This window comes from Pseudaeromonas aegiceratis, from assembly GCF_046254905.1.
Classification (GTDB): domain Bacteria; phylum Pseudomonadota; class Gammaproteobacteria; order Enterobacterales; family Aeromonadaceae; genus Pseudaeromonas; species Pseudaeromonas aegiceratis.
In genome coordinates, this window is record NZ_CP158016.1 from 2,156,506 (window position 1) to 2,179,725 (window position 23,220).

The following is a 23,220-nucleotide window of genomic DNA, read 5'->3' on the forward strand; positions in this document are numbered from 1 at the left end:
GATGCTACTCAAGGCAACGCCCCGCGACGCAACACCAACGTTGCATGTCACAGATTCAATGTTGTATCTCACACACCCGTGTAGTAAGTTGGCAATGACGTGAGCCACATCGCCACCTGCGGTCGTCAGTGTGCTGTTCACCCAGCGCCGGCTGGGACGGGCTATCACACTAGCGAACAGCGAGCGAAGGGGAATCACCGTTGACAGGGCATTCCTGAGACCCTGTCTGTCATGCCGTTTGGAAACAAGGATGGGTGTATGTCTGCACTACCTGGCTGGGTAGTTGCCCCACATACCGTCACGTCATCATGTCCTGGAGGAATACAATGAACCCAATGAGTCGCCGCTCGATGATGAAGCTGCTGGGTGCTGGTGCCCTGGCCGCCGCCACCCCCTTCGGCCTGTCCAGACAGGCCCTGGCCGCCGGTCGGGAGAAAAATCTCAACATACTGTGCTGGGAAGGCTACAACTCGGCCGATGTGCTGGATCCTTACCGCAAGCTGCGCGGAGCCGATGTGAAGGCCGAATCGGCCACCAATGACCCCACCATGATTAACCGATTACGGGCCGGCGAAAATAAGATCTGGGATCTCATCAACGTCAACAACCCCTGGGCGCGCAAGATCCTCTGGCCTGAGCACCTGATCAAACCCCTGGATCGCGCCAAGTTTGAGCCCTATTTCGACAAGATGTTGCCCATCTTCAAGCCCCCCTATTCTTGGGCCATGAGCGATGACGGTCAGGATCTGCTGGGCATGGTGCAGCGTTTCGGTCCCTTCAACTTCGTCGTCAACACCGACAAGATCAGCCGCAAGATGGCCGAGCAGGAAGGCTGGGATCTGTGGAATGACAAGGCCATGAATGGTCGTTACGGCATTCAGGAGTCCGACGACTGGAACGTATTCGACATTTTCCTCATCGCCGGCATCGATCCCTTCAAGATGCACACCGATGCCGAGCTGCAGACCTTTAGTGAAACGGCCGTCAAGGTCTTCAAGGGAGCCAAACTGGTGGGGGATGTGGCGGCCATGAACCAGGCCCTGGTGACCGGCGAAATCGACTGTTATCTCTCCGGTGGAACCTACACGGCCTCTCTGGCCCGCGCCGAAGGCTACGACAATATTCGCGCCATCTCGCCCCTCAAGGGGGCTGTCATGTGGGTGGAGGTCACCTCTTTGGTGAACAACCCCACCCCCAGCCCGCTGGCCGAGGACTTCCTGGCCTACGTTCAACAACCTCAGGTAGCCCGTCAGGTGGCCTTCGCCGAAGGCACCTACAACCCGGTGGCCCAGATGGGCAATCCCGAGTGCCTCAAGCTGTTCTCCAAGGACGATCTGAACGCCATTCAGTGGGACTCCCTTGAAGAAGAAATGAGCCGATCAATGGCCTACGACATAGTCCCCGACTATGAGAAGGCCCATGACCTGATGACGGAAGCCAAGCGCCAACGCTAATCCCGACGGGGCAGAGCCGCCTCTGCCCCCTATTGCCGCCATGAAATGTGAAGATGGAACCCAAAGAGATGGACACCAGAGGTAGTGGATACAAAAGCATTCTTGACCTGGTCAACGTCGAGCGCTCATTCGAGGGTTTTCAGGCGGTCAAATCCGTCAACCTGAGGATCAAGCAGAACGAGTTTTTTACCATTGTTGGCCCATCAGGATCAGGCAAGACCACCATGCTCAAAATGTTGGCGGGCATGGATCAACCAACCCGTGGTGACATTGTACTCAACGGGCAAAGCATCAACAGCTTGGCAGCGGATCAGCGCCCCACCTGCATGGTGTTCCAGTTCCTGGCCCTGTTTCCCCACATGACGGTGGGCCAGAACATCGAATTTCCAATGAAAATGCGTGGTGAATCGCCGGAACAGCGCCAAGAGACGGCCCACCGGCTGATGGCCATGGTGCGTCTGCCAGAAGACTACTACGGCAAGAGCGTGATGAAGTGCTCCGGCGGCGAACGCCAGCGGGTAGCCATAGCCCGCGCCTTCGCCTATGACCCCGAGATACTCTTATTCGACGAACCCCTGTCGGCCATCGATGCCAAGCTGCGCAAGACATTGCAGAAGGAGCTCAAGGAACTGCATCGGCAGTCCGGCAAGACCTTCATCTACATCACCCACTCTCTAGAAGAAGCCATGTTCATGTCCGATCGCATCGGCGTCATGTGCCGGGGTGAGCTGGTGCAGGTGGGCACCCCGGAAGACATCTACATGCGACCACGCAATCGGTTTGTCGCCGAGTTCATGGGGGATACCAACATCTTTGACGTGCGAGCCCTGCCCGGCGGGGGCTGGGAGTCCAAGGCCTTACCTGGAGTTTCCCTGACCCTGGTGCCCAAGGATAAGGAGCTGGAAGGCTTTGTCATGGTCCGGCCGGAGAGGATGCAGGTGGTCCTGCCCGACGGCCCCATGCCGGATAACGTGATTGACTGCCAGGTGCAGGACAAATTCGAGATGGGTGCCCGTGACCAATACGAGCTGGTGTTCCAGCACCACCCCATCTCCCTGGAGTTGCCCCATGGCAGCCTGTCTGAGGTGACGATCGGATCGACCCTTCGCTTGGGCTGGAATGCGGCCGACGCCGTGTTTGTCACGGAGTAACATCATGAAGATCTGTTCACCTGTACGACGTGCGCTGTGCAGCCTCGGCGGCCGCTGCGCCTTGCCGGTCTATTTGCTGCTGCTTCTGGGCTTTGCCGCCCCATTGATTGCGGTGCTGGGCTTCTCGTTTGCCACGCCGCGCTCCTTCGACCTGTTTACCAGCTTCAGCTGGGACAACTATCTCGAGATGCTGCAAGGCAGCGTGTGGAAGTCCTACGCCTGGTCACTCTGCCTGGCCGCCCTCGCCACGGCCAGCCTGGCGGTGATCTGCTATCCGGTGGCGGTAGGCATGGTGCGGGTATTCGGGCCCCGCCTCTCCTCACTCATCAGCGTGTTGTTTGTCTTCCCGCTGTTTGTCTCAGAGAACGTCCGCCTGTACGGCTGGGTGCTGTTCTTCATGAAGCACGGCGTGCTGGACGGCCTGGCCAAGTTGATGGGTGGCCAGGGACCCGAGGTACTGTTCACCGGCCAGATCACCCTGTTCGGCCTGATCTACACCTTCCTGCCCTACATGCTGTTTCCCCTGGTACTGGGTATCGCCCTGCTGCCCCAAGATCTGCTCACTGCGGCCCGTGATCTGGGCGCCAGCCGGTGGCAGACATGGCGTGAGGTGGAACTGCCCCTGGCCATGCCCGGCATGCTCATCGGCATGCTGCTGACCTTCGTACTGGCCACCGGCTCCCTGTCAGAGGCCAAGATACTGGGTGGACAATCCATCATCGTCATCACCCACGACATTGACACGGCCTTCACCTACTCCCAGAACTGGCCCTTCGGTTCCGCCCTGGCCGTGGTATTGACCCTGGTGATCGGGGTGCTGACGTTGCTGGCCTTCACCCGCCTGGACCTGGATAAGGTTCTGGGCCGCAAGTAAAGGATTGCCCTCATGGATGCTGCAAGACATCAACGCTTAAACCGGTGGTTTATCTATGGCTGGACCCTGTTCATCCTGCTGTTCACCTACCTGCCGGTGCTGTGTGACGCCCTCTCCTCCCTGGCCAAATCACGCTACTTCATGTTTCCGGTGAGAGCCTGGTCCACCCTCTGGTGGGAAAAAACCGCCGACTCCATGGAGATCGGTGTGATCACCAACAACTCCCTGAAGATTGCCCTGCTGGTGACCCTGCTCAGCACCCTGATCGCCTTCTTCGGGGCCTTGGCCTTCGCCCGCTACGACTGGACAGGGCGCAAGGGCTTCCAGAAGCTGGTGCTGCTACCAATCTTCTTCCCCCAGCCGGTGTTGGGCCTGGCACTGCTGCTGTGGTTCAACGCCCTGGGTATCCAGCTCTCCTGGCTCACCGCGGTATTTGCCCACCTAGTGTGGATCACTCCTGTGGTGACCCTGGTGATTGCCATTCAGGTTTACGGCTTCGATCCCACCCTGGAGCTGGCGGCGCGAGATCTGGGGGCCAATCGCTGGCAGATCTGCACCCAGATCACCCTGCCCCTGTTGTGGCCCGGGATCTGGTCCGGCATGCTGTTCGCCTTCCTACTCTCCTGGGGGAACTTCCCCTTGTCTCTCTACACCTCCGGCGTGGATAACACTATCCCCAAATGGCTCTACAGCAAGATGGGCGCGGGCTATTCCCCCATGGTTCCCACCCTGGGCACCATGAGCACCCTGGGTGCCGCCGCCGTCATGGCCCTCGGCGCCGGCCTCATCTGGCTGGTAAACCGACGCCGCCGACAACAATAACGCCCCACCCTAGGGGCACATTTGGAGATCCAGGGCCCCCATGCCATAATTTTCCGAATTTTTTGGCTCCTTATCGGCCCCTGGATTGCCGCCCTGTGTCGGCCAATCCCGGCAGCAGGCTCAATTAACTGGATCCTGCCCAGCTCGATGAGGACAGCAGGTCGAGCAGCAGGAAACAGAGCGTGAAACTATCCAAGGCAGAACGACAAAAACAAATCATCGCCGAATTGCAGGCCCAGCCCACCATCCGCGCCTCTGAGCTGGCGGTGAAGTTTAGTGTCTCGACTGAAACCATACGACGGGATCTGGACGAGATGGAGCCCCAGGGTCTCATCAGCCGTACCTATGGCGGGGCCGCCCGTCCCCTGGGGCCGGAACCGGAGATCCGCGAGCGGGATCGTCTGTTCTCTCGACAACGGGAACTCATCGCCAAACGCATGGCCGGCTATATCAAGCATGGTGACGTGCTGATCCTGGGCAGCGGCTCCACCACCAACCACCTGGCTCGCCGGCTGGCGGCGGAGAAACACGATCTGACGCTGTTCACCGACTCGCTGACCATCGCCAGTCTGGTCTCCCCCAATCCCACCATCTCGGTAAACCTGCTGCCCGGGCGTTACAACGACAAGGAGTGCTGTGTTTACGGGCCGGAAACCGTGCTCTACCTGCAGAAGATCTATGCCAATCACACCATAGTGGGGGCTTCCGGTCTGGCCGGCGAAGGGCTCAGCAATGCCGACCTAGAAATTGCCTGTACCTACCAAGCCATGGTCACCCGGGCTCGGGAAGTCAGTGTGGTGGCGGACCACTCCAAGTTTGCCCATGTGGCCATCAGCGTCTACAGCGGCTGGCATGGCATCACCCGGCTGGTTACCGATCAACATCCCGCCGACGAGGAGCTGCTCAGTGCCATCAAGCTTGCTGGCACTGAGGTCGTGGTAGCACGAGACGAATGGGGAACCAGCCTGCAGTCCTAGCTGCCCGTCACAAGATCAGACATACAGTAAAAAGCCACCAGGATCCCTGGTGGCTTTTTACTTTGAGCCATGGCCCTCCCACGCTCGGTGCTATCAGCGCCCCAGACGTTGCAGCGACTTGGCCAAGGCCTGGACAAAGAAATCCGCCTCTACTGTGCCAAAGCACAGGGGGGGGCGAACCTTGAGGACATTGGCATGGGGCCCAGCGGCACCGATCAGCACCTTCTCGTCGCGCAGCCCGTTGATGACGGCGGTGGCGAGGGACTCATCGGGTTGACCGGCCTCATCCAGCAGCTCGACCCCGGTGAATAGCCCGACGCCGCGCACCGCACCTATGCCCCCGTGGCTGGCTTGCAGACGGGTGATGGCCACCCTCAGATAGTCACCACTTTGCTGGGCACGTTGGATCAACTGCTCCTGCTCGAGCGCATCCAGTACTGCCATGCCTGCTGCCGCCGCCGCAGGTGATCCACCGAAGGTGTTGAAGTAGCCGACCTCCTGACAGAATCGCTCCAGAATCGCCGGGCGGGTCACCACGCCGGCCAGAGGAAAGCCATTGCCCATGGGTTTACCCAGGGTGACCAGATCCGGAATGACACCATGCCGTTCGAAGCCCCACATCCGCCCGGTACGACCAAAACCAGGCTGCACCTCATCACAGATGAACAGGCCGCCGTGCCGCCGCACCCGCTCCACGGCCGGCGCGATAAAGCCCGCCGGATCCGCATAGACACCATCGCTGGAGAAGATACTGTCAAACAGCAGGGCAGCCACACCGAAGCCCTCCTGCTCCAATGCCTGGATGGCCGCCGCCACCGCACTGTCGAACACCTCGGCCTGCTGCGTGGCAGGGACATGCAGGGGATCCGGAGCCGGAATGGTCTTCACCCAGCGGGGTGGCTGACCACGCCGAAACGAGCTGGGAGAGACCGCAGTCACCAGATCTGAATTGCCATGGTACGCCCCTTCGGTGACGATCACCCCGCGCCGGCCGGTGAAACTGAACGCCTGGCGCAGCGCCAGATCGTTGCTCTCACTGCCAGTGCAGGTGAAAGTGATATTGCTCAGGGAGGCGGGAAAGGTCGCCAACAGCCGCTCGGCATAATCGTTGACCAGCGAATGCAGATAACGCGTGTGGGTATTGACCCGCTTAAGCTGCTGGTAAACGGCCTCAGCCACTCGAGGATGTCCATGGCCGACGCTGGGCACATTGTTGTAACAATCCAGATAGCGCTCTCCACGAACATCCATCAACCAGCAGCCCTCTCCCCGGGCAATCTCCAGTGGTTCCCGATAAAACAGCACCGAGGCGGCACCAAACAGCCGCTGACGCCGCAGGGCCTCCCCCTTGATATGGGGATCCAGCGCATCGGTCTGCTGGGGGTCAAATGCGTTAAGCGACAAGATCGGCTTCATTCATGTCTCCAATGTGTTTCTTGCCAACTGACATGTTGCAATTACAACACTCAACCCGGGCTACTGCAACATATTCGTGTTGCCATCACCACATCTGTCTGTCCGGGTTCAAAAAAGGAGGGCTCTAGCCCTCCTGCTCCATCCAGCCTCAGATTTACCGTGGCTCCGGCTCTGCCAACACCCGCCGTGGCATCAGCAGCCGAGCCAACCCCAGCCCCAGCTCATAAAGCACAATGATGGGTAACGCCAGCATGAACTGCGACACCACATCCGGTGGCGTGACGATCGCGGCCAGCACAAAAGCCAGCGCGATGACATAGCGTCGCAGGCTAACCAATCGGTCCAAGGAGACCAAACCTGTCAGATGGACAAACAGCACAACCGCCGGCACCTCGAAGGTCAGACCAAAGGCCAAGAACATACGCAGTATGAAACCGATATAGGCATCAATGTCCGGCGCAAACTGCACCGACTCAGGGGCATAACCGGCAATAAACGAGAAGATCAGACCAAAGACGATGAAATAGCAGTACGCCACGCCCAGCAAAAACAGCAAGAAACTAAACGTGATGGCCGGCAGCAATAATCGCTTCTCCCGCCGATAGAGACCCGGAGCAACAAAGGACCAGATCTGGTAGAAAATAAACGGCAAGGCCAGGATCAGCGCCACGAACAGCGTCAACTTCAAGGGCACCATCACCGGCGATATCACCCCGATGGCCAGCATCTTGCCGTCACCCGGCAATATCGCCAGCAAGGGGCGGGAGAAGAATTCAAAGATTGGCTCCATGAAGGGCAACAAGCAGACCGTGACCGCCACCAGCGCTAGCACTGCCCGGATCACTCGGCGACGCAGCTCCAGCAGATGTTCCAGCAAGCCTAACCGCGCATCCCCTTCCGGCATCCGTGTTTCACTCATATTCATGCTCTAGCCCTGTCTTTTTGGCCGCCGAATACCACGCCGACCTGCGCTGGGACGAGCCGCCACCCGGCGCTTCAGTTGCGCTAACTCAGCACGCAAGACCGCCAGCTGATCTTGGGGCGATGGGGGCAACGGAACCGTCCACATGGGCCCGACGTGGGAAGCCTGACGCACCGCCTCTGGCGAGGCTGGCGCTGATTGCACGGAGGGCTCCCGCACAAGCTGGTGCCCTGTCATCAGCTCCCCCTCCAACTGTTGGCTGATTTGCCGAAAGGCGGTCCGTGCTTGCCCAAGCCACCGACCGACGGTTTGCATGGAGTTGACCATCTGACGCGGCCCCAGCACCAGCAAGGCCACGGTGGCCATCACCACCAGCTCTCCCAGACCAAAATCAGGCATAGCCGACCCGCCTTACTCTGGGCGATCCGACTTCACCACCGGTAACGCCTCGCCATCAGGCTCCTTGATCCCCTCCTTAAAACCACGGATAGCCGACCCCAGGTCCTTGCCCAGCTCTTTGACGCGACCGGTACCAAACACCAGCGCCACAACCAGCAATACGATGATCCAGTGCCAAATCGACATAGTGCCCATGGATGTCTCCTCACAGTAGATGGAAAAGTTGCTGCGGCAATGCAGACACTTGCAACCTATCACATGCAATGTGGAACTCACAACACCGATGAGCGATCACCCCTGCGCCAGCGCAATCGTGACTGCCGGAAACATTCAACTCTTCAGATTGAATCGCGGGTTTGCTTGCCAGTTTGGCCAGCAGCAGCTTGACCCTTTGAGCAGCCAAGCGGTTGCGCATCCCCGCTGCCGCGTATTCCTTGGTGCGCCGCGATACTCACACCTCGGTAGGGCAGCCCAGAGCACGCAAGGCATGGGGAAGGGGATGCGGGTGTAATCGTTCCGGAGGCGGTGTTTGAGCAGATAAGACGACATAGTGTGACAGCAACATGCACCACCGACCGATTTTTCGGCTACAGAAAAGAAAAAACCATATGATACTCATATGGTTGATTCGTAATTTATCCGGCGATAAGGGAGAGATTATGCGTTAACGCGCCTCCCTTCGGGGCCGTTGCGCCGCGACCTTGCCTTGCTGCGCTCGGCTCGATCTCACGAGGAATATCCCCCTCTCGCGAACACTTGCAGGAATTTCAGATACAAAAAAAGCCGCATTGCTGCAGCTCTCTTTAAAAATGGCGGTGAGGGAGGGATTCGAACCCTCGATACGTTGCCGTATACACACTTTCCAGGCGTGCTCCTTCAGCCACTCGGACACCTCACCGTTTTTTGATCTCTTGTTTAAGGCGTGAGATCTCACCTTGTTCCAGTTCAGTGTGTTTGTGGCTGCGTCGCACGCCTTGCGTGCTCTCCTCAATGCCAGCTTTGCTGGATTGGGCAGCCACTCGGACACCTCACCGTTTTTTGATCCCTTGTTTAAGGCGTGGGATCTCACCTTGCCCATCAGGCTCGCTGACGACGGGGCGCATGATAGACAAGGCCTAGGGCAAACACAACAAAAAATCTTAAAAAACCATGCGTTTGCCTAGATTTGCAGCAGGACCGCCGGCCTGGTACGCCGCCGGCGGGTGACGGTCACTCCACCTCGTGAATGGCCACCGGCTGCAACTTGGCGCGCCAGTGGGCCGGGCCCAGTTCATGGATGTTGTTGCCCCGGGCGTCCACCGCCACCGTCACCGGCATGTCCACCACCTCAAACTCGTAGATGGCCTCCATCCCCAGCTCCTCGAAGGCGACCTTGCGGGCCTGCTTGATGGCCTTAGAGACGAGATAGGCAGCTCCCCCTACCGCCATCAGATAGGCGGCGCCGTGGGCATGGATGGCCTCCACCGCCTGGGGGCCACGCTCAGATTTGCCAATCATGCCGAACAGGCCGCACTGCCCCAGCATCATCTCGCTGAACTTGTCCATCCGGGTGGAGGTGGTGGGACCCGCGGGGCCCACCACTTCGTCGCGCACCGGATCCACCGGGCCCACGTAGTAGATGAAGCGACCGTTGAAGTCCACGCCATCCGGCAAGGGCTCGCCGCTGGCCAGCAGATCGCTGATGCGCTTGTGGGCCGCATCGCGCCCTGTGAGTATCTTGCCGGAGAGCAGCAGGGTCTCCCCCACCTGCCAGGTGGCGATCTCCTCCTTGCTGATGCCATCGAGCTGCACCCGGCGCGCCTGCTTGGCGCCCTCCCAGGCGATCTCCGGCCAGGCGGACAGGGGCGGCGGCGTGAGCTGGGCCGACCCCGAGCCATCCAGGGTGAAATGGATGTGCCGGGTGGCGGCACAGTTGGGGATCATGGCGATGGGCTTGGCCACCGCGTGGGTCGGGGCGGATTTGATCTTCACATCCAGCACAGTGGTAAGGCCCCCCAGGCCCTGGGCGCCGATCCCCAAGCGGTTGATCTTGTCGAACAGCTCCAGGCGCAGGGCCTCTTCGCCATTAGCGGGGCCGCGGGCCTTGAGATCCTGAATGTCGATGCTCTCCATCAGGGCTTCTTTCGCCATCAGGGCCGCCTTTTCGGCGGTGCCGCCGATGCCGATCCCCAGCATGCCGGGGGGGCACCAACCCGCTCCCATGGTGGGCACCGTCTTGAGCACCCAATCCACCACCGAATCGGATGGATCCAGCATGGCGAGCTTGGACTTGTTCTCCGAGCCACCGCCCTTGGCGGCGATATGCACCGCCACCTGATCCCCCTTGACCATCTCCACGTGCACCACCGCCGGAGTGTTGTCCCGGGTGTTCTTGCGACTGCCGGCCGGGTCGGCCAGGATGGAGAGGCGCAACGGGTTATCCGGGTTCAGGTAGGCACGCCGGGTGCCCTCGTCCACCATCTCCTGCACCGTCATCTCCGCCTGCCACTGCACCTGCATGCCGATCTTCACAAAGCAGGTGACGATGCCGGTATCCTGGCACAGGGGCCTGTGGCCCTCGGCAGACATGCGGGAGTTGATCAGGATCTGGGCCATGGCGTCCTTGGCGGCGGGGCTCTCCTCGCGCTCATAGGCCTGGGTCAGGGCCTGGACGAAATCCAGCGGGTGATAATAGGAGATGAATTGCAGGGCGTCGGCGATGGAATCGATGAAATCCTGTTGTTTTATCACTGCCATAACATTTCTCCCGTGGCCGTCCGGCCAGTGCTCGGGCGACAAAGTTCATGAATTTAGCGGTGTTATGATACGCTCTACCCGCCTGCCTCACCAATCCCGAGGCCAATTCTGTTGTCCAGGTTACAAATGAGTTACCCACTGCAATCGCTGAGTCTGCCCTTCAACGGCGACCTGTTTGCCTTCTTCGGCCCCCTGTCCCATCAGCCCTGGGCCATGCTGCTGGAGTCCGGCGGCACCGAGCATGTCGACAGCCGCTATCACCTGATCTGCGCCGACCCGCTGGCCACCCTGACCACCCAGGGGGAGATCACCCACATTGACCGGCGGGGTGAGATCACGACGTCGACCGAAGATCCCCTGGCACTGGTGGCCAAGTGGCAGGCGCAGCTGTTGGGTGAGCTGGATGACGCACCGACCGGCTGGCCCTTTAGTGGCGGCGCCATGGGACTCTTTGGTTACGATCTGGGCCGGCGGTTTGAACGCCTGCCTGCACTCGCTGCGGCCGATCTGCAGCTGCCCCAGCTGGCGGTGGGCATCTATGACTGGGCCTGGGTGCTGGACCCACACGCAGGGCTGGCCCATCTGCTGGTGCGCGGCTCTCAGGCGGATCTGTGGCGCCGCCTGGCCTGGTGGCAGGCCCAGCAGGCGCAGCCACAAGCCGCCTTTAGTCTCACCGGCCCCTGGCAGGCCAACCTGAGCCAAAGTGAATATGCCGAGCGCTTCGCCCGGGTGCAGGCCTACCTGCAGGCCGGCGATTGCTACCAGATCAACCTGACCCAACGCTTCGATGCCCCCTATGCGGGCGATGAGTGGCAGGCCTATCAGGCATTGAGTCGGGTGAACCGTGCGCCCTTCAGTGCCTTCATCCGCCTGAGCGATGCGGCCGTGCTCAGCCTCTCCCCCGAGCGCTTCCTGCGCCTGGAAGGCGACAACGTACAGACCAAGCCCATCAAGGGCACCCTGCCCCGGCATGCCGATCCTGTGTTGGATGCCCAGGCCGCCGAGGCGTTGCGCCACAGCCCCAAGGATAGGGCCGAGAACCTGATGATCGTGGATCTGCTGCGCAACGACATAGGCCGTGTCTGCGTGCCCGGCTCGGTGGCGGTGCCCAGCCTGTTTGCCATCGAATCCTTCCCGGCGGTGCATCACCTAGTTTCCACCGTCACCGGCACCCTGATGACGGGCTTGAGCGGCCTGGATCTGCTGCGGGCCTGCTTCCCCGGCGGCTCCATCACAGGCGCCCCCAAGATCCGCGCCATGGAAATCATCGAGGAGCTGGAGCCCCAGCGGCGCAACCTCTACTGCGGCAGCATCGGCTATCACAGCCAGGATGGCCGCCTGGACTCCAGCATATGCATCCGCACCCTGTTGGCCGAAGCCGGCCAACTGCATGTCTGGGCCGGCGGCGGCATAGTGGCGGATTCGGAAGTCGAGGCCGAATACGCCGAGCTGTTTCATAAGCTGGGCAAGATACTGCCGGTGCTGGCGCCATGACAGACCACTGGCTGGCCCGCTACCTGCTGCGTCCCCAGACCCATCTGGGGGTGATCCCCAGGCCGGAAGACCAGGCCGCCGCCGTGCTGCTGCCCCTGCTGGCGCGGGAGGGTCAGCTGCAGCTGTTGCTGACCCGCCGCAGCCTGAGCTTGCGCCACCATCCGGGGCAGATCAGTTTTCCCGGGGGCCGCTTCGACCCGACCGATGGTGATCTGCGCACCACGGCGCTGCGGGAAACCCACGAGGAGCTGGGCATCCCCCCCGAGGCGGTGCGCCTGCTGGGCCGCCTGCCGGGCTACCATACGGTGACCGGGTTTCATATTACCCCCTACCTGGGACTGCTGGCCCCCGGCGCCCGCTGGCAGGCCGCCAGCGGCGAGGTGGCCGAGGCCTTCACCCTGCCCCTCAAAGACCTGCTGGATCCCGCCCGCTACGGCCGCTGGCGCTTCGTGCGCCACGGCAAGCTCACCAGTGCCTGGGGCATCAGCCTGCAGGGCTATCTCATCTGGGGCGCCACCGCCCGGATCTTGCAAGAGCTGGCCCGGCTTTCCTCAGAATGAATGGCTAGGCTTTTAAATAAAGCTGGCCCATAACTCGATAAAAACTCCAACTTGCAGAATAATTACGGATGCCGGATCCTGGCACGCCATCTTTCGTCCCTCTCGAGGTCTTATGCTCAGCCTGTTTGATATCTTCAAGATCGGTATCGGCCCCTCCTCCTCCCATACCGTGGGGCCCATGAAGGCCGCCCAGGCGTTTATCGACCAGCTGCAGCAGCAGGGACAGCTGGGCCGGATCACCCGCATCCAGGCCCACCTGCACGGCTCCCTAGCCCTCACCGGCCGGGGGCACCACACGGATCAGGCCATCCTGATGGGGCTGGCCGGTTACCTGCCGGAGACGGTGGATACGGACAGCCTGCCGGCCTTTCTGGCCCGGGTGAAGGAGGAGGGCGCCCTGCCCCTGGCCCTGGGGGCCCACAAGATCCCCTTTGCCCCCAGCGATCTGCAGTTTCATGCACAGCCCCTGCCCCGCCACGAAAATGGCCTGTGCCTGCAGGCCTTTGCCGGCGAGCAGCTGCTCATGGAGCAGATCTACTACTCGGTGGGCGGCGGCTTCATCGTCACCGAACAAGAATTTGACCAGCCGCCGGCCCAGGGCCGGGCCGTGCCCTACCCCTTCGACAGCGCCCAGGCCCTGCTGGATCACTGCCAGGCTCTGGGGGTGAGCATCGCCCACCTGATGCGGCAGAACGAGACCAGTTTCCGGCCCGACGCAGACACCCAGGCCGGCTGTGAGCAGCTGTGGCAGGTGATGGAATCCTGCATCCGCCGGGGCTGCCACACCGAAGGCCTGCTGCCCGGCCCCTTGAAGGTGGTGCGTCGCGCCGCCCCCCTCTATCGCCACCTGCGCAGCGACACGGCCCTGACCCGGGATCCCATGGCGGTGGTGGACTGGGTGAACTGCTTTGCCTTGGCGGTGAGTGAGGAAAATGCCGCCGGTGGCCGCATGGTCACCGCCCCCACCAACGGTGCCGCCGGCATCATCCCGGCGGTGCTGGCCTATTACGACAAGTTCGTCCACCCCATGGAGCCGGAGCTGGCCTGCCGCTTCCTGCTCACCGCGGCGGCCATCGGTCTGCTGTACAAGATGAACGCCTCCCTGTCGGGGGCGGAGGTGGGCTGTCAGGGGGAAGTGGGGGTGGCCTGCTCCATGGCGGCGGCAGGGCTCACCGAGATCATGGGCGGCAACCCCGAGCAGGTCTGCCAGGCGGCGGAGATCGCCATGGAGCACAACCTGGGGCTGACCTGCGACCCGGTCGGTGGCCAGGTGCAGGTACCCTGCATCGAGCGCAATGCCATCGCGGCGGTGAAGGCCATCAACGCCAGCCGCATGGCGGTACGCCGGACCAGCGCCGCCCGGGTGAGCCTGGACAAGGTGATCGCCACCATGTATGACACCGGCAAGGACATGGATGCCAAGTACCGGGAGACCTCCCAGGGCGGCCTGGCGGCCAAGCTGGCGGACTGCGACTAGCGGATGGGCAGCTGGATGTTCTCGAACAGCTGATCCACTTCGTAATTGCTCTTCATGGCCAGGGCCTTGTCCACCAGATCCCGGGTCAGGTGGGGCGCGAAGCGCTCCATGAAGTCATACATGTAGCTGCGCAGAAAGATGCCGCGGCGAAAGCAGATCTTGGTGGTGCTGTGGGCGAACAGGTGACTGGCATCCAGCAGCACCAGATCCGTGTCCTTGTCCGGCTCCACCGCCATGGTGGCGATGACCCCCACCCCCAGCCCCAGCTTGACGTAAGTCTTGATCACGTCCGCATCGGTGGCGGTGAAGACGATATGGGGCTCGAACCCCTCCCGGTTGAAGGCGGTGTCCAGCTCGGAGCGGCCGGTGAAGCCAAAGGTGTAGGTCACCAGGGGGTAGCGTGCCAGGTGCGCCACCGTCAGCCGCTCCACCTTGGCCAGGGGATGCCCCTTGGGCACTATGACGCAGCGGTTCCAGTGGTAGCAGGGCAGCATCACCAGATCCTCGTACAGGTGCAGCGCCTCGGTGGCGATGGCGAAGTCCGAGGTGCCCTTGGCCACCGCATCGCTGATCTGGGACGGCGAGCCCTGGTGCATGTGCAAGGAGACCTTGGGGTAGCGCTTCATGAAGTCCTGGATCACCCGCGGCAAGGCATAGCGTGCCTGGGTGTGGGTGGTGGCGATGTTGAGGTTGCCCTGATCCGGGTTGGTGTATTGCCCGGCCACCGACTTGATGCTCTCCACCTTGGCCAGGATCTCCTGGGCAATCTTCAAGATGTCCCGCCCGGCCGGGGTCACCTGGGTCAGGTGCTTGCCGCTGCGCTCGAAGATCTGCACCCCCAGCTCATCCTCCAGCATGCGCACCTGCTTGCTGATGCCGGGCTGGGAGGTATAGAGACTCTCGGCGGTAGCGGAAACGTTGAGACTGTGATTAGCCACCTCGACAATGTAGCGTAGCTGTTGAAGTTTCATGATTTTCCAGAATAAGGACGCATGGCCTAATACTAACAAATAATGAGAAACGCGCCTCAGCTAACATGCAAGCCTCGTTTGATGGCGATGGCCAGTGACCCAGAACACACTTCCCCCTAAAGTTAAGCCAAGATGCCACCCGGCCCACCGGCCCAGCTACCGCCCTTGACAGGGATAAGGTAGTATCGACGCAGTTCGTTTTCATTCAGGGAAGCTATTGAGGCGATTATGGTTTTAACACTGGTACTCTTATCCATAGGCGCGCTGCTGTTTCTGATCATCGGCTACAACATAGTCCAGCAGTACAAGCAGAAACTCGAAGCGGACCGTCGCGCCCTGATGGCCAAGCAGAAGATGATCATCGAGGAGGCCGAGGAGATCTTGCTCAACGCCAACCGGCTGCCCTTCAGCAAGACCCTGGTGCTCCTGATGCAGACCCGCATCCACGATGCCCTGAAATCCATCTTGCAGGCCGCCCCCGGCATGGACAGCGTGCGCCAGCGGCTGCAGGACGTGCAGGCCCAGATCAAGTACGTGCAGGAGCACTACCAAAACAGCGACGAGAGCAGCTTCCGGGCACCGGACTCGGATCAGCAGGCCCTGCAGATGCTACAACTGGTCAAAAAGATCCGCGCCGTGGTGCGGGTGGAGCACAACAAGGGCAAGATAGACCCCCAGGCCTTCGTCACTGAAGACCGTCGCCTGGAGCTGATGCTGCTGAAGATCAACATCGCCAACCTGACCCAGCGGGCGTTTGAGAGCCGCATGCAGCGCCAGTTCGGTACCGCCAAGCAGCTGCTCACCAAGGGCATCAGCGCCCTGGCCGCCATTCATGACAAAGACCCCTGGCTCATCGCCCGGGAAGACGAGATGCGCAATGCCCTGCGGGACATGAACCAGCAGATCGAAGAGGCCAGCCAGAAAGAACGCGACGAGATGAAAGAGAAGAAGGACGATCTGGACGTCCTGTTCCAGCCCAAGAAGAAGTGGTAAACCGGCTGACAGCCCATTGCACAACGCCTCCCCTCGGAGGCGTTGTTGTTTAGGCGGTGACCATGGGTTTCAGTCGCAGGGCAAACACCGGCAGCAGCAGGGCAGCCATCAGCACAAACACCAGGCTGCCCAGGCTGGGATAGCACCAGCCCACCAGGGCGGTCAGTACCGCGGTGAACATGCCCTGGGACAAGGCCGCATACAGGGTCTGGCCGGCGATGAGCTGCTCCCGGGGCAGCTGCTGGGTCAGGTAGCGGATGGCCGCCAGGTGGCTGACACAGAAGGTGAGGCTGTGGAGCAACTGGGCCCCGGCCAGCAGCGGCAGGCTGGTGGTAAGGCCCAGGGTTATCCAACGCACCAGGCCGCCCCCGGCGCCGATCAACATCATCTGTCGCGGCGTCAGGCGGCGCAGCAGCCGCTTGTCCAGGGCGAACATGCCGATCTCCGCCAACACCCCCAACCCCCACAGATACCCTATGGTGCCGGCACTGTAACCATTAGCCTTCCAGTAGATGGCGCTAAAGCCATAGTAGGCGGCATGACTGCCTTGCAGCAGGCACATGATGAGCAGGAAGCGGCGAAAGGCCGCCTGTTTGAGCAGGCCAAGCAGGCTGCCCCGGCGTGGCTGGCCCGGGCTCTCCTCCGGCATGGGCGACAAGGGCAGCCAGCTGAGCAGACACAGGAATACCAGCCCCAGCAGCATGACGTGCAGCACCCACTGAACGCCCCCCCAGCCGATGATCTTACCCACCAGGCTGGAGCCGACGATGAAGGCCGCCGAGCCCCACAGCCGCACCTTACCGTAATCCAGGTTGACCTGAACTATCATGCGTGACGCCAGGGCATCGCTCATGGGCAGCAGGGTCGGGTAGATGAAGTTGGCCAGCAGCATCAGCAGCAACAGACTCCAGAAGCTGTGGCTGAGATGGAACAGGGCAAAACTCACCAGGCTCAGAATGGCCAGGATCCGGCCCAGGGGCAGCAATTGTCGGGCATGGCGCACCTGTCCCATGATGGCCAGGTTGCCGGGAAAACGCACGGCCAGCCCCAGGCCGATGAGCAGGCCTATCTGCTCCGGGCTGATGCCCACCGAGGCCAGCCAGAGGGACCAGAAGGGCACGTAGGCGCCATAGACGAAATAGAGGGCGAAGAAGAACAGCGAGAGCCAGGCAAAGGGACGCATAAAAACCGCCGTCGAAGGGAAGGCCGCCAAGGGTAACAGAAGCCCTTGGCGCTGTCAGCGCAGCCCTTATTTCAGGGCAAAGCCGCGCCCCTTGAGGTAGTCGAACATGAAGGGTCGGGCCTCCTTGCCGAGGATCTTCTCCAGCTGATCGGTCCAGCCGCGCACCTGCCCCGTCTCTCCCCGGCCGCGATAGTAGTGGGCCAGCAGGGCATCATAGGCGGCAAACTGGCTGGGATCCGGGGCCTGATAGTGTTCCTCATGCAGCACCAGCTGCAGTGGCAAGCGGGGCTTCAGATCCGGGCTCTGGGCCGGATACCCCAAGCAGAGGCCAAACAGGGGCGCCACCAGCTCCGGCAGATCCAGCAACTGGCTGACCCCTTCGGGATCGTTGCGGATGGCGCCGATAAACACCCCCCCCAGCCCCATCGACTCGGCGGCCAGCAGGGCATTCTGCCCCATCAGACCGGCATCGATGGCGCCGATCAGCAGCTGCTCTATGTAGCCGGTCTTGGCCCCCGGCACCAGGCTGCGATGACGGTGGAAGTCGATACAGAACACCAGAAACTCCGCCGCGCTGGCCACGTAAGGCTGCTCGCCACACAGGCTGACCAGTTGCTGGCGCTTGACCATATCCTTGACCCGAATGACACTGACTGCCTGCAGGAAGCTGGAGCTGGAGGCGGACTGGGCCGCCAACAAGATCTGTTCCAACTGCCCTGGGCTGATGGGCTGCTGGGCAAATTGGCGAATGGATCTATGGGCGCACATCAGCTCCACCACGGTTTTCATAGCTGCTCTCCAGTTTTAAGGGCCGGACTGGCCTAGAATGCAGTTCCAATAATGGATGGGGGATCCATGTTTTACAATGGCGATCCCGCCACTGCCATGGTCGCTTTCCTATACTGGGGAGCATCGCCCACAGGAGGAGAAAGGCCGGTGAATGTACTGATTTGTGATGACTCTGCCTTCGCCCGCAAGCAGATGGCCCGGGCCCTGCCGACCGACTGGCCCATCAAGCTGCATCAGGCCGGCAACGGCCAGGAGGGGCTGGAGCAGATCCTGAGCGGGCATGGGGATCTGGTGTTTTTGGATCTCACCATGCCCATCATGGACGGCTATGCGGTGCTGGCGGCCCTCAAGGAACAGGAGATCCGCAGCCGGGTCATCGTCGTCTCCGGCGATATCCAGCCCGCCGCCTACCAGGAGGTCATGTCCCTGGGCGCCCTGGCCTTCATCCAGAAACCCTGTTCCGCGGATAAGCTGCAGAGCCTGCTGCTGGAGCTGGGGGTCTATCAAAGCGGCGGCGGTATCCCGGATCAGGCCTCCCCCTTCGGGCTGACCATAGAGCTGCGGGACGTCTACCAGGAGCTGGCCAACGTGGCCATGGGCCAGGCGGCCGATCTGCTGGCCCGGCTGCTGGGGCAGTTCGTCATCCTGCCCATCCCCAACGTCAACGTGCTGGAGGTGAGCGAGCTGCACATGGCCCTGAGTGCCGCCGCCGGGGAAGACACCCTCTCGGCGGTCTGTCAGGGCTTTATCGGCGCCGGCATCGCCGGCGAGGCCCTGGTGCTGTTTCACGACTCCAGCTTCGCCGATCTGGCCAAGCTGATGCGCCACCAGGGCCCCATCGACAAGGCGGTGGAACTGGAGCTGCTGATGGACATGGCCAACGTGCTGATCGGTGCCTTCCTGCGGGGCTTTGGCACCCAGCTGGACACCCCCTTCCACCAGGGGCAGCCGGTGGTGCTGGGCCAGCACAGCGCCATCGACGATCTCATCCGCACCAACCGCACCCGCTGGCGGCGGACCCTGGCCATCGAGATCAACTACCGGATCCGTGACCACCAGGTACAGTGCGATCTGCTGCTGCTGTTTACCGAGGAGTCCATCCGCTTCATGAACCACAAGATCGAGCACCTGCTCTGAGGAGGCCCCCATGGACATTCGGGAATTTCATTGGCTGATGAGCATCATCCAGACCCTGGACGTGGGACTGGTGGTGCTGGATCAGGAGGACAGGGTGCAGGTGTGGAATGGCTTCATGGAGAGCCACAGTGGCCGCCTGAGTCATGAGGTGAAGGATCAGGTGCTGTTTGATGCCTTTCCCGATCTCGACAGCGCCTGGCTCGGCCGCAAGCTGGCCATGGTGCGCACCCTCAACAATCGCGCCTTCATCAGCTGGGAACAGCGCCCCTACCTGTTTCGCTTCGCCAACGGCCGCCCCATCACGGGTCAGGCGGATCAGATGTACCAGAACGTCACCATCATGCCCCTGCCCGACTTTACCGGCCAGATCAGCCATCTGGCCCTGCTGATCTACGACGTGACGGATCTGGCCCTGGGGCAGCTGCAGGCGGCCGAGCCCAGATAAGACAAAGGGCCGCGATTGCGGCCCTCTTAGGGTCAGTCTGGCAATGGCCTCATCAGGCCAGCTGCGACTCCGCCTGTTGCAACAGGCGCTGCCACATCTGCGTCACCAGCTTCTGATCCGTATCCGAGAGCTCGCCGCTGATGCAGGCATCCTGCAACCCAGCCAGCACCCTGTGTTTCACATCCCTGAGGTGATTGCGCCCGTCGATTTCACAGTGGGCCACCGCCAACGAGATGTGGCCGCGGAGGTACCCGCTGGCAAACAGCTCATCGGCCGAGCCCGTGCTGACCATGGCATCAATCAGGTCCAGCAGCACGCGTTCAAATTCAAATATGGTTTTCATAGACACCAGATGGCAGGGGGCTGGATAAGCCCCGCGAGGTCTTTGCTACGCCTTGTCGGCAACCGGCCCCGGATAGGGGAGCGCAGATCCTGCCTTAAGCGACCGCCTTTGGCTAGTGTTCTTCGTCTCATACAGATTAATTTTTGCGCCCCCTTTCCGACGCCAAACAAGGGGCTAAGATAGCCAGCCATCACCCCTCTGACTGGATACTCGCTCTCATGCTATTGGACTGGATACAAGATCCCTCGGCCTGGATGGCCCTGGCCACCCTGACCCTGCTGGAGATAGTACTGGGCATCGACAACATCATCTTCATCAGCATACTGGTGGGCCGTCTGCCCGCCGCGCAGCGCCAGCGGGCGCGACTGCTAGGGTTGGCTGGCGCCATGCTCACCCGGATCGCCTTGCTGCTCTCCCTGGCCTGGGTGATGCGGCTGACCAGCCCCCTATTTACTCTGGCCGGTGAGGCCATCTCCGGGCGGGATCTTATCTTATTGTTGGGAGGGCTCTTCCTGCTGGCCAAGAGCACTCACGAGATCCACCACAGCCTGGAGGAGCCTCATGATGAGGCCGCCCAATCCGTGAAGCCACACAGTGGCTTTTTGGTCACCCTGGTACAGATTGCCCTCTTGGATATCGTCTTTAGCCTGGACTCGGTGATCACAGCCGTTGGGATGGCCGACCATGTGCCCGTGATGGTACTGGCCATCGTCATCGCCGTGGGGATCATGATGTTTGCCGCCCGACCGATTGGTGATTTTGTCGAGCACCATCCCACCATCAAGATGCTGGCCCTGGCCTTCCTGATCCTCATCGGCGTGGCCCTGATGGCCGAAGGGCTCGACCTGCATATTCCCAAGGGCTACATCTACTTTGCCATGGCCTTCTCCTTGGGGGTGGAGATGCTCAATCTTCGCCTGCGCAAGGCCAAAGTGAGCTAGCCCGATAAAAAGAAGGCCGTGCAATGCACGGCCTTCTTGTCGGATCACCCATTAGCGCAGCTGCGGCGTCTGGGTCTGTACTCCCAGGTTCTGCGCCCGGTGACGCAGCAGGTGGTCCATCAACACCAGGGCCAGCATGGCCTCGGCGATGGGCACGGCGCGGATCCCCACGCAGGGGTCATGACGGCCTCGGGTCACCATCTCCTGGGCATGACCCTCCTTGTCGATGGTGCGCCCCGGCACCATGATGCTGGAGGTGGGCTTGAGCGCCAGGCTGGCACTGATGGTCTGGCCGGTGGAGATACCCCCCAGGATGCCGCCGGCATGGTTGCTAAGGAAGCCGTCGGGGGTCATCTCGTCCCTGTGCTGGGAACCCCGTTGCTCCACCACGGCGAAGCCATCGCCGATCTCCACCGCCTTGACGGCATTGATGCCCATCAGGGCATGGGCGATGTCCGCATCCAGCCGATCGAACACGGGTTCCCCCAGCCCTACCGGCACGTGCTCCGCCACCACCTTGACCTTGGCACCGATGGAGTCGCCCTCTTTCTTCAGATCCCGCATGAAGGCATCCAGCGCCGCCAGCTTGCTGGCATCGGCGAAGAAGAAGTCGTTCTGGTTGATGATGGCCTTGTCCACCTGCTCACCCTTGATGGGGCCCAGCTGCTCCAGATAGCCGTAGATCTCGATGCCATGCACCTGCTTGAGATACTTCTTGGCAATGGCGCCGGCCGCCACCCGCATGGCGGTCTCCCGGGCGGAGGAGCGGCCGCCCCCCCGATAGTCGCGGATGCCGTACTTCTGGTGATAGGTGTAATCGGCGTGTCCGGGGCGGAACAGGTCCTTGATGTCACCGTAATCCTTGGAGCGCTGATCGGTGTTTTCGATGAGCAGACCGATGGAGGTGCCTGTGGTCTGGCCCTCGAACACCCCGGAGAGGATCTTCACCTTGTCCTCTTCCCGGCGCTGGGTGGTGAAACGGGAGGTGCCCGGCTTGCGCCGATCCAGATCCCCCTGCAGATCCTCCTCGCTCAGTGCCAGTCCAGGCGGGCAGCCATCCACCACGGCGCCCAGGGCCAGACCATGACTCTCACCAAAGGTGGTGATACGAAAGAGGTGTCCGAAGCTGTTCCCTGCCATAAATTCCTCAAGAAGGTTCGGTTACAAAAAGATCCCGGTGGGCCAGCAGCTGTGCCTTGGTCAGCACGAAGACGCCGTGGCCACCCTGTTCAAATTCGACCCAGGTGAAGGGCACCTGGGGATATTGGGCGCTCAGGTGCACCTGGCTGTTGCCCACTTCCACCACCAGCAGCCCCTCGTCGGTGAGAAAATCCGCCGCCTTGGCCAGGATCTGACGGGTCAAGTCCAGACCGTCGAAGCCGGAGGCCAGTGCCAGCTCCGGCTCGTGGTGGAACTCGTCCGGCAGATCCGCCATGTCTTCCTCATCCACGTAAGGCGGGTTGGAGACGATAAGATCGTACTGATCCCCTTCCGGCAAGGCCTGCCAGAGGTCCGACAAAATGGGGATGACCCGCTCTTCCAGACCGTGGTGCTGGATGTTGATCTCCGCCACGTTCAAGGCATCCACCGAGATGTCCAGGGCGTCCACCTCCGCCTCGGGGAAAGCATAGGCCAGGGCGATGGCGATGCAGCCAGAGCCGGTGCACAGGTCCATGATGCGGCGCGGTTCCCCCTGCAGCCAGGGTGCGAAGCGCTGGGCGATGAGCTCGGCGATGGGTGAGCGCGGCACTATGACCCGCTCGTCCACGTAAAATTCCAGGCCGGCAAACCAGGCCTTGTTGGTGAGATACGGCGCCGGCAACCGCTCCTCCACCCGGCGCGCCACCAGCTCGGCCAGCAACTGCCGCTCGCTACGGGTCAGGCGGGCCGCCTTGATGTCATCGGAGATAAAGGGCGGCAGGTGCAAGGAGGGCAACATCAGCTGGACCGCTTCGTCCCAGCCATTGTCGGTGCCGTGACCATAAAACAGGTCGGCCTCGTTGAAGCAGCTCACCGCCCAGCGCATCATGTCGTTGACGGTGCTCAGCTCGCTGACTGCCTCGTCGATGAATAACTTGTCCAAAACCGCCTCCGGGTCGAGTAAACTTGCCGGCATATGCCGAGCCAATAACAGCC

22 protein-coding genes and 1 tRNA gene are annotated in these 23,220 nt (G+C 61.6%); 12 read left to right on the forward strand and 11 right to left on the reverse strand.

Features of this window, described 5'->3' with window-relative positions:
- Positions 1-326 precede the first annotated feature (326 nt).
- The 5 genes from ABHF91_RS10145 (at position 327) to ABHF91_RS10165 (ending at position 5,278) form a co-directional block, all read left to right on the forward strand.
- Positions 327-1,454: a PotD/PotF family extracellular solute-binding protein gene (locus ABHF91_RS10145; RefSeq protein ID WP_409420180.1), complete on the forward strand. Its 1,128-nt coding sequence runs from the start codon at positions 327-329 to the stop codon at positions 1,452-1,454.
- Positions 1,455-1,522: 68 nt separating this feature from the next.
- A complete protein-coding gene (locus ABHF91_RS10150; RefSeq protein WP_409423105.1) occupies positions 1,523-2,605 on the forward strand; it encodes an ABC transporter ATP-binding protein in 1,083 nt (360 codons plus the stop codon).
- A 4-nt stretch (positions 2,606-2,609) separates the two neighbouring features.
- Positions 2,610-3,479, forward strand: coding sequence for an ABC transporter permease (locus tag ABHF91_RS10155; RefSeq protein WP_409420181.1), 870 nt, complete (start codon positions 2,610-2,612; stop codon positions 3,477-3,479).
- A 12-nt stretch (positions 3,480-3,491) separates the two neighbouring features.
- Entirely contained in the window at positions 3,492-4,301 is an 810-nt protein-coding gene (locus ABHF91_RS10160; protein WP_409420182.1) for an ABC transporter permease, read from the forward strand.
- A 182-nt stretch (positions 4,302-4,483) separates the two neighbouring features.
- Complete coding sequence (locus ABHF91_RS10165; RefSeq protein WP_409420183.1) at positions 4,484-5,278, forward strand: DeoR/GlpR family DNA-binding transcription regulator; 795 nt, start codon at positions 4,484-4,486, stop codon at positions 5,276-5,278.
- Positions 5,279-5,371: 93 nt separating this feature from the next.
- On the opposite strand, the gene ABHF91_RS10170 is transcribed toward ABHF91_RS10165, so the two are convergent.
- The 5 genes from ABHF91_RS10170 to ABHF91_RS10190 form a co-directional block, all read right to left on the reverse strand.
- A complete protein-coding gene (locus ABHF91_RS10170; RefSeq protein ID WP_409420184.1) occupies positions 5,372-6,694 on the reverse strand; it encodes an aspartate aminotransferase family protein in 1,323 nt (440 codons plus the stop codon).
- Between the two features lie 154 nt (positions 6,695-6,848).
- Positions 6,849-7,613, reverse strand: coding sequence for a twin-arginine translocase subunit TatC (gene tatC, locus ABHF91_RS10175; protein WP_409420185.1), 765 nt, complete (start codon positions 7,611-7,613; stop codon positions 6,849-6,851).
- A gap of 414 nt (positions 7,614-8,027) precedes the next feature.
- Positions 8,028-8,210, reverse strand: coding sequence for a Sec-independent protein translocase subunit TatA (tatA, locus tag ABHF91_RS10180; protein WP_409420186.1), 183 nt, complete (start codon positions 8,208-8,210; stop codon positions 8,028-8,030).
- A 615-nt stretch (positions 8,211-8,825) separates the two neighbouring features.
- Positions 8,826-8,913 (reverse strand) — tRNA-Ser (locus ABHF91_RS10185).
- A gap of 311 nt (positions 8,914-9,224) precedes the next feature.
- A complete protein-coding gene (locus ABHF91_RS10190; RefSeq protein ID WP_409420187.1) occupies positions 9,225-10,751 on the reverse strand; it encodes a fumarate hydratase in 1,527 nt (508 codons plus the stop codon).
- Between the two features lie 126 nt (positions 10,752-10,877).
- Between ABHF91_RS10190 and pabB the strand changes: the two genes are divergently transcribed.
- The 3 genes from pabB to ABHF91_RS10205 all read left to right on the forward strand — a co-directional run bounded on the left by pabB (position 10,878) and on the right by ABHF91_RS10205 (position 14,282).
- The gene (gene pabB, locus ABHF91_RS10195) at positions 10,878-12,245 is read left to right on the forward strand and encodes an aminodeoxychorismate synthase component I (protein WP_409420188.1); all 1,368 of its coding nucleotides are present in this window, start codon (positions 10,878-10,880) and stop codon (positions 12,243-12,245) included.
- Complete coding sequence (locus tag ABHF91_RS10200; RefSeq protein ID WP_409420189.1) at positions 12,242-12,805, forward strand: CoA pyrophosphatase; 564 nt, start codon at positions 12,242-12,244, stop codon at positions 12,803-12,805. Before pabB ends, ABHF91_RS10200 begins: the two co-directional genes overlap by 4 nt.
- 112 nt (positions 12,806-12,917) lie before the next feature.
- Positions 12,918-14,282, forward strand: a complete 1,365-nt coding sequence (locus tag ABHF91_RS10205; RefSeq protein ID WP_409420190.1) for an L-serine ammonia-lyase — start codon at positions 12,918-12,920, stop codon at positions 14,280-14,282.
- Here ABHF91_RS10205 and cysB read toward each other — a convergent pair.
- Positions 14,279-15,253, reverse strand: a complete 975-nt coding sequence (gene cysB / locus ABHF91_RS10210; protein ID WP_409420191.1) for an HTH-type transcriptional regulator CysB — start codon at positions 15,251-15,253, stop codon at positions 14,279-14,281. The two genes, ABHF91_RS10205 and cysB, sit on opposite strands and share 4 nt — an antisense overlap.
- A gap of 228 nt (positions 15,254-15,481) precedes the next feature.
- On the opposite strand from cysB, the gene ABHF91_RS10215 reads away from it, so the two are divergent.
- Positions 15,482-16,246, forward strand: a complete 765-nt coding sequence (locus ABHF91_RS10215; protein WP_409420192.1) for a DNA repair protein — start codon at positions 15,482-15,484, stop codon at positions 16,244-16,246.
- A 49-nt stretch (positions 16,247-16,295) separates the two neighbouring features.
- Here the strand turns inward: ABHF91_RS10215 and ABHF91_RS10220 are convergent, their stop codons facing one another.
- Entirely contained in the window at positions 16,296-17,429 is a 1,134-nt protein-coding gene (locus tag ABHF91_RS10220; protein ID WP_409420193.1) for a 3-phenylpropionate MFS transporter, read from the reverse strand.
- 66 nt (positions 17,430-17,495) lie between these two features.
- Positions 17,496-18,218, reverse strand: coding sequence for an oxygen-insensitive NADPH nitroreductase (gene nfsA / locus ABHF91_RS10225; protein ID WP_409420194.1), 723 nt, complete (start codon positions 18,216-18,218; stop codon positions 17,496-17,498).
- A gap of 147 nt (positions 18,219-18,365) precedes the next feature.
- Here nfsA and ABHF91_RS10230 point away from each other — a divergent pair, with 147 nt between their 5' ends.
- Both ABHF91_RS10230 and ABHF91_RS10235 read left to right on the forward strand, forming a co-directional pair.
- Positions 18,366-19,355, forward strand: coding sequence for a response regulator (locus ABHF91_RS10230; RefSeq protein ID WP_409420195.1), 990 nt, complete (start codon positions 18,366-18,368; stop codon positions 19,353-19,355).
- 10 nt (positions 19,356-19,365) lie between these two features.
- Complete coding sequence (locus ABHF91_RS10235) at positions 19,366-19,800, forward strand: PAS domain-containing protein (protein ID WP_409420196.1); 435 nt, start codon at positions 19,366-19,368, stop codon at positions 19,798-19,800.
- A gap of 52 nt (positions 19,801-19,852) precedes the next feature.
- Here the strand turns inward: ABHF91_RS10235 and ABHF91_RS10240 are convergent, their stop codons facing one another.
- Complete coding sequence (locus ABHF91_RS10240; protein WP_409420197.1) at positions 19,853-20,143, reverse strand: YfcL family protein; 291 nt, start codon at positions 20,141-20,143, stop codon at positions 19,853-19,855.
- Positions 20,144-20,361: 218 nt separating this feature from the next.
- On the opposite strand from ABHF91_RS10240, the gene ABHF91_RS10245 reads away from it, so the two are divergent.
- On the forward strand, positions 20,362-21,084 hold the full coding sequence (locus ABHF91_RS10245) for a TerC family protein (RefSeq protein WP_409420198.1): 723 nt from the start codon (positions 20,362-20,364) through the stop codon (positions 21,082-21,084).
- 51 nt (positions 21,085-21,135) lie between these two features.
- On the opposite strand, the gene aroC is transcribed toward ABHF91_RS10245, so the two are convergent.
- On the reverse strand, positions 21,136-22,224 hold the full coding sequence (gene aroC, locus ABHF91_RS10250) for a chorismate synthase (RefSeq protein WP_409420199.1): 1,089 nt from the start codon (positions 22,222-22,224) through the stop codon (positions 21,136-21,138).
- A gap of 7 nt (positions 22,225-22,231) precedes the next feature.
- Positions 22,232-23,167 (reverse strand): 50S ribosomal protein L3 N(5)-glutamine methyltransferase, encoded by a 936-nt coding sequence (prmB, locus tag ABHF91_RS10255; RefSeq protein WP_409420200.1) that lies wholly within the window; start codon positions 23,165-23,167, stop codon positions 22,232-22,234.
- Positions 23,168-23,220 lie beyond the last annotated feature (53 nt).

Excerpts from the sequence above, each read along its gene's own strand:
- nfsA (WP_409420194.1), bottom strand. The coding sequence starts at position 18,218 with ATGAAAACCGTGGTGGAGCTGATGTGCGCCCATAGATCCATTCGCCAA.
- ABHF91_RS10215 (WP_409420192.1), top strand. The coding sequence starts at position 15,482 with ATGGTTTTAACACTGGTACTCTTATCCATAGGCGCGCTGCTGTTTCTG.
- ABHF91_RS10145 (WP_409420180.1), top strand. The coding sequence starts at position 327 with ATGAACCCAATGAGTCGCCGCTCGATGATGAAGCTGCTGGGTGCTGGT.
- ABHF91_RS10245 (WP_409420198.1), top strand. The coding sequence starts at position 20,362 with ATGCTATTGGACTGGATACAAGATCCCTCGGCCTGGATGGCCCTGGCC.
- ABHF91_RS10170 (WP_409420184.1), bottom strand. The coding sequence starts at position 6,694 with ATGAAGCCGATCTTGTCGCTTAACGCATTTGACCCCCAGCAGACCGAT.
- ABHF91_RS10220 (WP_409420193.1), bottom strand. The coding sequence starts at position 17,429 with ATGCGTCCCTTTGCCTGGCTCTCGCTGTTCTTCTTCGCCCTCTATTTC.
- pabB (WP_409420188.1), top strand. The coding sequence starts at position 10,878 with ATGAGTTACCCACTGCAATCGCTGAGTCTGCCCTTCAACGGCGACCTG.
- aroC (WP_409420199.1), bottom strand. The coding sequence starts at position 22,224 with ATGGCAGGGAACAGCTTCGGACACCTCTTTCGTATCACCACCTTTGGT.
- ABHF91_RS10160 (WP_409420182.1), top strand. The coding sequence starts at position 3,492 with ATGGATGCTGCAAGACATCAACGCTTAAACCGGTGGTTTATCTATGGC.
- cysB (WP_409420191.1), bottom strand. The coding sequence starts at position 15,253 with ATGAAACTTCAACAGCTACGCTACATTGTCGAGGTGGCTAATCACAGT.
- ABHF91_RS10205 (WP_409420190.1), top strand. The coding sequence starts at position 12,918 with ATGCTCAGCCTGTTTGATATCTTCAAGATCGGTATCGGCCCCTCCTCC.
- ABHF91_RS10235 (WP_409420196.1), top strand. The coding sequence starts at position 19,366 with ATGGACATTCGGGAATTTCATTGGCTGATGAGCATCATCCAGACCCTG.
- ABHF91_RS10240 (WP_409420197.1), bottom strand. The coding sequence starts at position 20,143 with ATGAAAACCATATTTGAATTTGAACGCGTGCTGCTGGACCTGATTGAT.
- tatA (WP_409420186.1), bottom strand. The coding sequence starts at position 8,210 with ATGGGCACTATGTCGATTTGGCACTGGATCATCGTATTGCTGGTTGTG.
- ABHF91_RS10190 (WP_409420187.1), bottom strand. The coding sequence starts at position 10,751 with ATGGCAGTGATAAAACAACAGGATTTCATCGATTCCATCGCCGACGCC.
- ABHF91_RS10155 (WP_409420181.1), top strand. The coding sequence starts at position 2,610 with ATGAAGATCTGTTCACCTGTACGACGTGCGCTGTGCAGCCTCGGCGGC.
- ABHF91_RS10200 (WP_409420189.1), top strand. The coding sequence starts at position 12,242 with ATGACAGACCACTGGCTGGCCCGCTACCTGCTGCGTCCCCAGACCCAT.
- ABHF91_RS10150 (WP_409423105.1), top strand. The coding sequence starts at position 1,523 with ATGGACACCAGAGGTAGTGGATACAAAAGCATTCTTGACCTGGTCAAC.
- tatC (WP_409420185.1), bottom strand. The coding sequence starts at position 7,613 with ATGAGTGAAACACGGATGCCGGAAGGGGATGCGCGGTTAGGCTTGCTG.